This is a genomic window from Desulfonatronospira sp. (genome assembly GCA_003563255.1).
Classification (GTDB): Bacteria; Desulfobacterota; Desulfovibrionia; order Desulfovibrionales; family Desulfonatronovibrionaceae; genus Desulfonatronospira.
The window spans coordinates 1-3983 of the sequence record PWSL01000123.1; the positions used below are offsets into that span (position 1 = coordinate 1).

General features: G+C 51.2%; 3 protein-coding genes. All 3 read left to right on the top strand.

The annotated features are described in order from the left end of the window. Window positions 1–29 precede the first annotated feature (29 nt). Window positions 30–107 (top strand): hypothetical protein, encoded by a 78-nt coding sequence (locus QZP87_RS15490; RefSeq protein ID WP_363330983.1) that lies wholly within the window; start codon window positions 30–32, stop codon window positions 105–107. Window positions 108–275: 168 nt separating this feature from the next. Continuing rightward, entirely contained in the window at window positions 276–2303 is a 2028-nt protein-coding gene (locus tag QZP87_RS03465; protein WP_291321522.1) for a TonB-dependent receptor, read from the top strand. 209 nt (window positions 2304–2512) lie between these two features. Further along, window positions 2513–3983, top strand: a 1471-nt coding sequence (locus tag QZP87_RS03470; protein WP_291321523.1) for a tetratricopeptide repeat protein, incomplete at its 3' end; no start/stop codon positions are given.

A 3983-nucleotide genomic window follows, 5' to 3' on the forward strand; every position in this document is an offset into this window, starting at 1 on the left:
CAGCGCGCATCCATCTCAATAATGTAAATATAGCTGAGGGTTTTGACCGTCATACCAATAAAGAGTTTATCCAATTTCTTATTGTCGCCAGGGGGGTCATGTGCTGAGGTCAGGAGTTTGTGGTATGCTGGTCTTGATAGCGGGTATTTTTCTGATGAGCAGCGTTCAGGTTTGACGGATTCATGTCTGAGTATATCCATGCTGTTTAACGGATTCATCCGTTATCTGAGAAAGTCGGAAAGGAAACATTGAATGTTGAACATTGAACAATACCCATGCCTAAATCGATAAACATTCTCATAATGACATTCTTGATGATCTGGTGGGCTCCATACGCGTCCTGGGCGGGTGCCGACGATGGAACAATGCTCTTGTTCGTGGGAGAAGATATCGAACTTTTGAGCATTGCTTCCCGAAGAGAGGAAACTCCTGCAAGAGCCCCTGCCGTGGCTCAGCTGATCACCCGCGAGGATTTTCAGGCCAGAGGTCAAAGGACATTAAGCAGCCTGCTTAAGAGCTCTCCGGGGTTTCACGTGGCCCGGAAAGAGGGGCGGTACAAGCCGTATTTGCGCGGAATTCCGGATTCGGCCCTTTTTCTTTATGATACAGTGCCCCTGGGTTCGGAAATCTCCAAGTCACTTCAGCCCATCGGTCATGAACTGCCTCTTTTTGCCGTCAAGCAGGTGGAAATCGTACGCGGACCTTCTTCCGTTCTTTGGGGTCCTGATGCCTTTGCCGGCGTGGTCAATGTCGTGCCCCTGAGCGGGAAGGATTTCCAGGGAGCGGATGCAGGCATACTGTACGGATCTCCGGGATGCCAGAGGGAAGCTCACCTTAAGCTGGGTCACGACGCCGGAGCCTGGGACGGATTCCTGGCTCTGAGCGCCAGACAGGGAGAAGAGGATGACCGCCGGGCGAACATTGTTTCTTTTTTTGATTATAACGGTTCAAGACCTGTGCCGCCGGAAATGCGAACCGGGAGCAAGAATTCCGGAGATGCCCACTATCTTGACTCTTACGCCAGGCTCAACCTGGGCAGAAATATCAGTCTTTCAGGACGCCTGAGCAACAGTTACCGACCGTATACAGTTGAAAACCACGTGGGTGATCAGCGCTGGATCGAGTCCAGGAGCTTGACCTCAGGCTTTTTCAAGCTTGACGCCAACCATGAGCTGAACCTGGAGACGAAGCTCAGGCTTTCCGGATATTTCAGCGGATTGAACCATGAGCATGAAATAATAGACAAGGAGCTGACTCAGAAGGATAGGACATATTATTCGGAGGCCCTTCTGGACAGGTCCCTTTTCGGCGCGCGCGGACTTCTGACCGCGGGTCTTTCCTATAAACACAAGGAAATACGCGACGCGCCTGTCTGGGACGGTTACATTCCAGTTTTTGTGGTTCCGGAGAACAGGGATTTCCGGCCTGTACTTACAACCACGGATTTTTCCAACCATGTGTGGTCCATTTTTGGACAGTACAGCCACAAGCTCGGAGATTTCGACCTTATGTTCGGTCTGAGACAGGATTTTCACCGGGAATACCAGGACAACATGAGTCACAGCGCGGCCCTGGTCTGGTCGCCGCTTCAGGAATGGACCTTAAAACTGCTTTACGGCACATCCTACCGGACTCCCTTTGCCAGGCAGCTCATCGAAGAGGACAAACCCGACATGGAAAAGTCCGAGAACTATTCCCTGCAAGTGATCTGGGACCCGGGCCGCAGTTTTTTCCTGTCGGGCACTTTTTTTTACAACCGGATTTCCAGCCATGTCACAGAGGATCTTGGCCTGGCTTCCGATCCCAATAATCAAGACATATTCGGTCTGGAGCTGGAAGCATTCTACAGTCCAATGCCGGGTCTGGACCTGGAGTCCAACCTGACCCTGCTGGAAAACAAAGGATCAAACGACCTGTTCAGAGACACCGTTATCGAAATCCGGCCTGACGGGACGTTTGCGGATGTGTCCCAGATTTATCGTCCTCCATTTGACACAGGCCCCAAGTCCATGTTCAATTTCATGGCTCGGTGGCAGGCAAGCAACAACATTTCCGTTCATGGCCGCCTGGAATATTTTTCATCCAGGCGGCTCATATTTGCCCGCGCCGATGAATTTGAGCGGGCTCCTGGTGTCTGGCTTCTGCACGCCGGAGCGGATTTTGAAGATTTTTTCATACAGGGCATGGATTTGAGCCTGAACCTGAGAAACCTAACCAACAAACGTTATGAGACACCCGGTACATTTCGCATGATCAGGGACAGGGGGATTTCCGGAGAGGTCATGCTCAGGTATAATTTTTAGGCAGGTTCAGGGATATTAAAGATTCACGGTTGACATAAGCCATTAATCTGGAATTTATCCAGGTTTCATCCGGTCAGGACGGATGGAGATGGATTCATACAGGTATTGGTCGGAGATGGCCAGCATAAAGTAATTGACCCGGACTTTTTGATATACTTATTCCGGGGATGAGGCCAGATTCAGCAAAAAACCATGCGGAAATATCGGGCATGCGCATAAAAGCTTTTTTTCTTCATTTGCTGGTGCTTACAGTGATAACCGGGAGCATTGTCCTTGGTTACCATCACACTTTCAGCGTCCCATTTGTGTTTGACGATGTACACGCTATAGAGGAAAACCAGAAGATAAGAGATCCAGGCAATTTTCTGACTCTGGACAGCCTGACGGCCCAGAGACCGCTGGTTGATCTCACCTTTGCCCTTAACTATCATTTTGGCGAGCTGGAAGTATACGGCTACCACCTGCTCAACCTGATCATCCATGTTGTATCGGCCTTTCTGGTCTATTTTCTGGCTCTTTTGATATTCAGGCGCCTGGATTCGTCCGACGGTTCTTTAAACTCCGGACTTTACCGGACGATCATTCCCGCGGCCTTTGTTTCTCTAATATTTGCCCTGCACCCGGTACAGACCCAGGCCGTGACCTATATCATCCAGCGCTATACTTCCATGGCGGCCATGTTCTATCTGGCCGCCGTGCTTTGTTACATTCTGGGCAGGCAGTTCATGCTTTCGCCTGTAATGGTGAGGCCCTGGATTCCTTTCAGGAGCCTGGTTTTATTCATTCTGTGTTTTGTTTTCGGCCTGGCTTCTTTTTTGAGCAAGCAGATCGCCCTCAGCCTTCCTCTGGCCATTCTGCTGGTGGAGTACACACTCTTTGACCGCACCTGGGCCGGATGGAAAAAGAAGATGGCTTATATGGCTCCGCTGGGCGCTCTGTTTTTCCTGTTCGCCCTGTACAGCGCAGGGGTTCTGCAAGGAGAAATCTCCATGGGAAGGCTTCTGGAGGAAACCGATGAACGTACCCGGGAGACCCTTGAGGTAAGCAGGCTGCAGTATCTGCTGACCCAGTTTCAGGTGGTAACCATCTACCTTGGCCTGCTCATCTGGCCGGTCAACCTGAGCCTGGACTATATGTATCCCTTTGTGGACCGCCTTTTCCAGGGCTGGACCATGTGGGGACTTTTGCTTCTGCTGATTCTGGCAGCCACAGGCATAATCCTGCGTAGAGCTTTGCCTGCGGTATGCCTGGGCATTTTCTGGTTCTACATAGCCCTGTCAGTTGAGTCGAGTCTCATCCCTATCAGCGATGCACTGTTCGAGCACAGGCTCTACCTGCCCATGTTCGGTTTTGCTCTGGTTCTGGGATGGGTTTTCTGGGAAATTTTCCGCCGCTGGCAGCCCCCGGCTCTGGTATTAGGGCTGTTTGTTTTGATTTTCCTGGCCGCTGTTACCTATCAGCGCAATACGGTGTGGCAGGACCCGGTGGCTCTATGGTCGGATACCGTGATAAATAGACCGGATAATTTCAGAGCGCACAACAATCTGGGACAGGCCCTGGAAGATCAGGACCGGATCCGGAAAGCTGCCTGGCATTACCAGAAAGCCCTTGAAATAAGACCAGAATTTGCTCCTGCCCATCTCAATCTGGGTCTTGTGCTGGCCAGGGCAGGACGCATAG

Excerpts from the sequence above, each read along its gene's own strand:
- QZP87_RS03465 (WP_291321522.1), top strand. The coding sequence starts at position 276 with ATGCCTAAATCGATAAACATTCTCATAATGACATTCTTGATGATCTGG.